Raw genomic sequence first — 6,612 nt, 5'->3', positions numbered from 1 at the left:
GCCGCCGCCTTTTTGTATCCCGCTGCCGGCGCGTGCCGGCGGTTCGCCTCAGGCAGGCTCGAGCGCTTCGTCTTCGTCGGCTAGCGCCGTATCCTCATCGCGAAGTTGCAGCAACCGGTAGCCGCTCTTGTAAACCGGTTGCAGCCGGAAGCCGTTTCGCGCATCGATGTCCAGCAACAGGCGCAGGCGCGACACATGGCTGTCGATCGTGCGCGTGTGCGTCTGCAGTTCGCGCCCCCACACCATCGCGTAGATGTGATCGCGCGAGAGCACGCGCCCGATGTTCGAGAAAAAGAGCGATGCGAGCCGGTATTGCGTGGTCGAGAGCAGCACCGGCTTGCCGTGCACGCTGACCCCCTGGCGCCGCACGTCGAAGTGATAGGGGCCGGCGTCGATCGTCATGTCGTCGTAACGGTCGTGGAAGGCCCGGCGCAGGAGCGCGTTCACGCGCGCACGCAATACCGCCGGGCACACCGGCAGCCCCACGCAGTCGTCCGCGCCGATGGAAAATGCCCGCACCACGCTCTCGTCCGACGCATCCTCCGAAACGAACAGCACCGGAATCTCGCTGCCGTTGACCGCGCGCAACGTTTTCAGCAACTCGGAGCCCGCCAGCAGCGAGCCCTGCCAGTCGAACACGAGCATATCGACGGTCGATGCGGTCAGCGTCCTGGCAAGCGCCGGCGAGTCGCTGAACGGGATGCACACGTGGCCGGACTGCGTCAGCACGCGCTCGATCAACTGCCGATGGACAGCGTTGGGCTGATAAATCGCAATGCGCATGGGTGCTCCTCTCGTGGATCGAAATTCAGGCCGCGCAATTTTGTGGATTTGTGCAAAGACTGCCCATCGGACGAGTCCGAAATGCGGTCCGCCGCGCCGTCTTGCCACAAGGCGATGGGCGCATCGGGCCGAGGACGACGCTGCGCTCGCTCATCCAGCGCGCATGGGCACGCGTCAGGCGCCCTGCGCGCATCCTGTAGAATCGCGGGCTGGCCTGAACTCGTCGGCGCGTCCGCCCACCCGTACGGACGCGCGGCTGCCGTGCCCCACCCTCGCGCCTGCTTTCCGACGACCGCCGCCCCCGCGCCACGCGCGCACCAGGCAAATTCGGCCATCACGGACGCCCACACGCGTTTCGCCCATGCGTTTTGCAAAAGATCGCACATAACAACATCCCCAGGTTTACCGGAAATGCAAGCAACAGAAATTGGCGTGCGCGCGCCTGCCGCAGCGCGCGCGCTCACACGCGGCGACTACAAGACGCTCGGCCTCGCCGCACTCGGCGGCGCGCTCGAGTTCTACGACTTCATCATCTTCGTGTTCTTCGCGCCGGCCATCGGCCAGTTGTTCTTCCCCGCAACGATTCCCGACTGGCTGCGTCAACTCCAGACCTTCGGCATCTTCGCGGCGGGCTACCTCGCGCGGCCGCTCGGCGGCATCGTCATGGCGCACTTCGGCGACCTGCTCGGCCGCAAGCGCATGTTCACGCTCTCCGTGCTGCTCATGGCGCTGCCCACGCTCGCGATGGGCTGTCTGCCCACCTACGCGACCATCGGCGCGCTCGCGCCGCTGCTGCTGCTCACGCTGCGCGTGCTGCAAGGCGCTGCCGTGGGCGGCGAGGTGCCGGGCGCATGGGTGTTCGTCTCCGAGCACGTGCCGCGCCGCCATATTGGCTACGCCTGCGGCACGCTCACGGCGGGCCTCACGTTCGGCATCCTGCTCGGCTCGCTGATCGCCGCGGCGATCAATCACCACTACGCGCCAGGCGACATTGCCGCCTATGCCTGGCGCATTCCGTTCCTGATCGGCGGCCTGTTCGGCATGTTCTCGGTGTACCTGCGCCAGTGGCTGCACGAAACGCCCGTGTTCGCGGAGATGCAGGCGCGCAAGGCGCTCGCCGGCGAAATTCCGCTCAAGGCCGTGCTGCGCGACCACGGCCGCGCCGTGGTGGTCTCGATGCTGCTCACGTGGATGCTGTCGGCGGCCATCGTCGTCGTGATCCTGATGACGCCGCCGCTGCTGCAGAAGCAGTTCCATCTCGACGCCACCACCTCGCTGCTTGCCAACTGTGTCGCGACGCTATTCCTCACGGTGGGCTGCGTGAGCGCGGGCGCGCTCGCCGACCGCTTCGGCGCGCGCCGCGTGCTGGCGATCGGCGGCATCGCGCTCGCCATCTCCTATTACGTGTTGTTCCGCCAGATGGCCGTGGACAGCTCGATGCTCATGCCGCTCTACGCGCTCTGCGGGTTGCTGGTGGGCACGATCGGCGCGGTGCCTTATGTGATGGTGAATGCGTTCCCGCCCGTGGTGCGATTCTCGGGCATCTCGTTCTCGTACAACGTGGCGTACGCCGTATTCGGCGGCCTCACGCCGATCGTCGTCGCGCTGCTGATGAAATCGGAATCGCTCGCGCCTGCGTGGTATGTGGCCGCGATCTGCGTACTCGGCGCGATCACGACGCTGTTCTTCAAGGACCCGCATCGCGAGCAGTGAGGGCGCGCCGGGTGCGCACGGAACGCACACCAGGCGAGCACCGCTGATCCGGCACCTTTGATGCCGATTCGCCGGCGGCTTCGACGCTTCACCTCGCGCTGAAACGTCGAAGCCGGCACCCGCCCTAACATGGGCGCATGAATACCTCACACCCCACCCCAGTCCGCCACCTCCGGTTCACGCCCGCGCTTGCGCGCATCGTCGCGACCGTCAGCGTGGGATTCGTCGTCACGCAGCTCGACGTCACCATCGTCAACATCGCGCTCGCGCGCATCGCGACCGACCTCCATGCGAGCGTTGCGGGCCTGCAGTGGATCGTCGATGCCTACACGCTCGCCTTCGCGGTGCTGATGCTTTCGGGCGGCGTCCTCGGCGACCGCTATGGCGCGCGCCGCCTCTACGCTGCCGGCCTCGTGGTGTTCGCGCTCGCTTCGCTGGCCTGCGGGCTCGCCGCCAATGCAGCCGTGCTGATCGCCGCCCGCGCGCTGCAGGGCGCGGGCGCGGCGGCCATGCTGCCCAACTCGCTCGCGCTGCTCAACGAGGCCTGCCGACACGATCGCGCGCTGCGGGCGCGCGCCGTGGGCTTGTGGACCGCCGCCGGCGCCATCTCGATCGCTGCCGGCCCGGTGGCGGGCGGCCTGCTGATCGCGGCGTTCGGCTGGCGCAGCATCTTCCTCGTCAACCTGCCGCTGTGCGCGGCCGGTTTCTGGGCCGCGCTCGCGTGGATTCCCGCACCGCGCCGCGAAGCGCACGCGCGCAAGGCCGCCGGTGCGCCCGCCGCGCGCAGCCTCGACGTGCGCGGCCAGTTGCTCGCCATCGTCGCGCTCACGGCGTTCACGGGCGCTGTGATCGAATGGCGTCCGCTCGGCTTCGCGCACTGGGCCGTGGCGGGCGGCTTTGCGCTCGCGCTCGCCGCGGGTTTCGCGTTCGTATCGCTCGAAGCCCGCGTACGCGACCCCATGCTGCCGCTCGCCATGCTGCGCAACCGCGCGTTCAGCGCGGCGGTGCTGTTCGGCATCTGCGTGAATCTCACCTATTACGGCACCGTGTTCGTGCTCGCGCTGTATCTGCAGCATGCGCGCGGCGAAACGCCGTTGCAGGCAGGCCTCGCGTTCATTCCTCTCACCGGCGGCTTCCTGCTATCGAACATCGTGAGCGGCCATGTGGTGGCGCACTATGGCACGCGCCGGCCGATGGTCATCGGCGCGCTGATCGCGGGCGCGGGCTACGCGCTCCTCACGGCCGTGGACGCCGCGACGCCGCTCGCCTTCGTGCTGCTCGCCTTTTTACTGATCCCCTCGGGAATGGGTCTCGCCGTGCCGGCGATGACGACCGCCGTGCTCTCCTCGGTCGACCCGGCACGCGCGGGCACGGCCTCGGCGCTGCTCAATACGGCGCGTCAGGCAGGCGGTGCGGTGGGGGTGGCGGCGTTCGGCGCGCTCGCAGGCGGCGCGCTCGCGGCGCAGGTGGTGGCCGGTTTGCGCGCGGAGGCCGCCGTTTCTACGGCGATCCTGCTCACGGCAGCGGGTCTTGCGTGGTTCGTGAAGACGGATCCGGCGCATGCGGGGGCGCGCCAGGCCGCCCAGGCGCGCGTGAAGGCGTCGCGCTGATTCTGCGCCGCATCGCGGCCTCCGCTATCGACGGCCGATCGTTCCGGCTGCGATGCTCTCGGCGCGCTACAGCGATGCTTCCTGGATGGCGCCCGAGTCGATCGCCCGGCTGATCAAGCCTTCGCTTTGCGCCTTGCGGATGGCATGCTCGATCAGCTGGTCCGGCTCTTCGAGTTCCGCCTTGAGGGCGCCGAGGAGTCCGGACGCGTCGAGGATCACCAGCGTCTTCGCGGTATCCGCGTAGCTGATGAAGACGCGCCGCGTGCCGTCTTCCGCAAGACTCGCGCAGAAGTGCTCGGTCTTGCCTGCCACGTTGAAGTCGAAGTTCTGTATCAAGGCCCGCTCCTTCCTCACCCGGTCGCCCGGTGGTTTCGTTCGATTGTCCGATACGCGCGCCGGGCTGCGTCAATCGCGACAGCCTCACTAGCCTCGCAGGCCGCCGCCGCGCGGTGCGCGCAAGCCATCAATGGAAGCACGTCCCGCTCCCGTCACGGTCAGCAGCAGGAAACCGCCCGCGATGGCGACGTTCTTCCAGAAGTGGATGACCGCCTCCTGCTGCGCCGCCGCCTGTGTCATGTTCCAGAAGTCGTGGCCGAACACCGCCGTGACGATGGCGTACCCGGCCAGCAGGAACCCGACGGCACGCGCGCGCACGCCCAACACGAGCGCCAGGCCGCCAAGCAGCTCGATGACCGTGGCGAGTATGGCGGCATACGAGGCATAAGGCACCCCCTTCGCGTTCAGGTAGCCGACGAACCCCGCGTATCCCAGCAGCTTCATGGCACCGCCCCACAGAAACAGGATGGCTAGAGCGAGACGGGCAATGAAGATGATGAAGGAATCGGCGGGACGGGTCATGGAGGGCTCCGGTATGCAGTAACGGAATGACCATGACGCGCGCGCGCAGTTCCCCTTACGCGACGCGGAATGGCGCGCAAGGCTGCACGCAGAACCACGGGCTATGAGCCGGTCCGCAGGCCAAAGCAGCACCGTCCGAGGGAGACGCGGGAAAAACTACCCCGGAAATTGATTCGGAATGCTATCAAACATGCATAGGGTGCCGGGCGGCGAACGCGTGGCGAAACGTCTGCGCAATGGCGCAAGCCGCCGCGGCGTTGGCACACTCAATGCTTATGATGCATGCCGCGCGGCCGATGCGCGTCGAGCCAACGGGTCAGGCGCGCTTCGAGCGTGCCCCTGCTGCGTCGCGACACGGCCCACATGACCGCGCACACCAGCAGCATGACGCCGGGTCCGAGCAGATAAGCAACGACAGTTTCCCTCATGGCAGTCTCCTCAACGCGACGCCACAGAACAGATGTTTTTTCATTTTAGGCGATAGCGTCGCCCACGGTAAACGCCGACGAAAACACGCGGCGGCTGCCCATTCCCAGGGTTTTCATGTATGCGATATCGGCAGCGCACAGCCGGTGCATTACCTCAGACGTAATCGTCTGATGCACGTCTTTGTCTAGAATCGACGTCATGGACACGCTCGCTTCCCCTGTTACTGCGGTGCCGATCGGCACCGGGCGCCGCAGCGTCGGCGAGATGCTGCGCGACTGGCGCATGCGCCGGCGCATGAGTCAGTTGCTGCTCGCGACAGAGGCCGAGATTTCGACGCGCCATCTGAGCTTCGTCGAGTCGGGCCGCGCGCTGCCGAGCCGCGAGATGGTCATGCATCTCGCGGAGCAGCTCGATGTGCCGCTACGCGAACGCAATGCACTGCTCGTGGCTGCCGGATACGCGCCGCTCTATCGCGAGCGCGCCCTCGACGACCCACAGCTCGCCGCCGCGCGCGAGGCGGTCGATCTCGTGTTGCGCGGGCACGAACCCTATCCCGCCGTGGCGGTGGACCGCCACTGGAATATCGTCGCCGCGAACGGTGCGCTCGCGCCGCTCATCGGCGACGCTTCGCCCGCCTTGCTCTCCGCGCCCATCAACGCGCTGCGGCTTTCGCTGCATCCCGAGGGCATCGCGCCGCGCATCGTCAACTGGCACGCATGGCGCGCGCATCTGCTCACGCGCCTGCAACGCCAGATCGAGGCGAGCGGCGATCCCGTGCTCGCCGCACTCCACGAAGAACTCGCAGCGTATCCCACGCCGGCCGGCGTGGCGAACGCGAGTGCCGAGCCGATCGCACATCACATCGCCGTGCCGCTGCGCGTGCGCACCGCGCTTGGCGAGCTGGCGTTCTACAGCACGACGACCGTGTTCGGCACGCCGGTCGACATCACGCTTTCCGAGCTGGCGATCGAAGCGTTCTTTCCCGCCGATCCGCAAACGTCTAAGGCGTTGCGCCAGAACGCGGCGTGACGAGCGGGCCTTCAGGCACACGGCGCGTTTGGATTTTGTCGGGCTTGTGCGAAACGAACTAAAAAAAAATTGAAGACCGTGCGCATGCGACAAGCATTTCGTTCCGCCACTCAGCAAGCCACTTGCGCACCGTGGCAATCGACCTATTGACGCAAGAAGGCGTGTTCCTGGCACGTCAATACGTTTATTT

The 6,612-nt window shown here is 67.1% G+C and carries 8 protein-coding genes; 3 read left to right on the top strand and 5 right to left on the bottom strand.

Annotated features, from left to right (window positions below):
- Nucleotides 1-48: 48 nt before the first annotated feature.
- On the bottom strand, nt 49-783 hold the full coding sequence (locus VSR34_RS19220; RefSeq protein ID WP_028209688.1) for a response regulator transcription factor: 735 nt from the start codon (nt 781-783) through the stop codon (nt 49-51).
- Nucleotides 784-1,194: 411 nt separating this feature from the next.
- On the opposite strand from VSR34_RS19220, the gene VSR34_RS19215 reads away from it, so the two are divergent.
- Together VSR34_RS19215 and VSR34_RS19210 are read left to right on the top strand one after the other, a co-directional pair.
- On the top strand, nt 1,195-2,496 hold the full coding sequence (locus VSR34_RS19215; protein WP_342963204.1) for an MFS transporter: 1,302 nt from the start codon (nt 1,195-1,197) through the stop codon (nt 2,494-2,496).
- A 137-nt stretch (nt 2,497-2,633) separates the two neighbouring features.
- A complete protein-coding gene (locus VSR34_RS19210) occupies nt 2,634-4,106 on the top strand; it encodes an MFS transporter (protein WP_028230685.1) in 1,473 nt (490 codons plus the stop codon).
- Nucleotides 4,107-4,172: 66 nt separating this feature from the next.
- Here VSR34_RS19210 and VSR34_RS19205 read toward each other — a convergent pair whose 3' ends face one another.
- From VSR34_RS19205 to VSR34_RS19190, 4 genes are all read right to left on the bottom strand, one after another.
- Nucleotides 4,173-4,442, bottom strand: coding sequence for a hypothetical protein (locus tag VSR34_RS19205; RefSeq protein WP_028209691.1), 270 nt, complete (start codon nt 4,440-4,442; stop codon nt 4,173-4,175).
- Between the two features lie 87 nt (nt 4,443-4,529).
- A complete protein-coding gene (locus VSR34_RS19200) occupies nt 4,530-4,964 on the bottom strand; it encodes a DoxX family protein (protein ID WP_028209692.1) in 435 nt (144 codons plus the stop codon).
- A gap of 266 nt (nt 4,965-5,230) precedes the next feature.
- On the bottom strand, nt 5,231-5,392 hold the full coding sequence (locus VSR34_RS19195) for a hypothetical protein (RefSeq protein WP_167334414.1): 162 nt from the start codon (nt 5,390-5,392) through the stop codon (nt 5,231-5,233).
- Nucleotides 5,393-5,437: 45 nt separating this feature from the next.
- The gene (locus VSR34_RS19190) at nt 5,438-5,593 is read right to left on the bottom strand and encodes a hypothetical protein (protein ID WP_156123867.1); all 156 of its coding nucleotides are present in this window, start codon (nt 5,591-5,593) and stop codon (nt 5,438-5,440) included.
- On the opposite strand from VSR34_RS19190, the gene VSR34_RS19185 reads away from it, so the two are divergent.
- Nucleotides 5,592-6,422 carry a helix-turn-helix transcriptional regulator gene (locus tag VSR34_RS19185; protein WP_342963203.1) on the top strand — a complete coding sequence of 277 codons (831 nt, stop codon included), beginning with the start codon at nt 5,592-5,594 and terminating at the stop codon, nt 6,420-6,422. The two genes, VSR34_RS19190 and VSR34_RS19185, sit on opposite strands and share 2 nt — an antisense overlap.
- The last annotated feature ends 190 nt before the right edge of the window (nt 6,423-6,612 follow it).

The sequence above is a fragment of the Paraburkholderia sp. JHI2823 genome (assembly GCF_038900695.1).
Lineage (GTDB): Bacteria > Pseudomonadota > Gammaproteobacteria > Burkholderiales > Burkholderiaceae > Paraburkholderia > Paraburkholderia mimosarum.
Note: the sequence above shows the minus strand (reverse complement) of the source record. Positions and strands in the feature narration are given on the sequence as shown.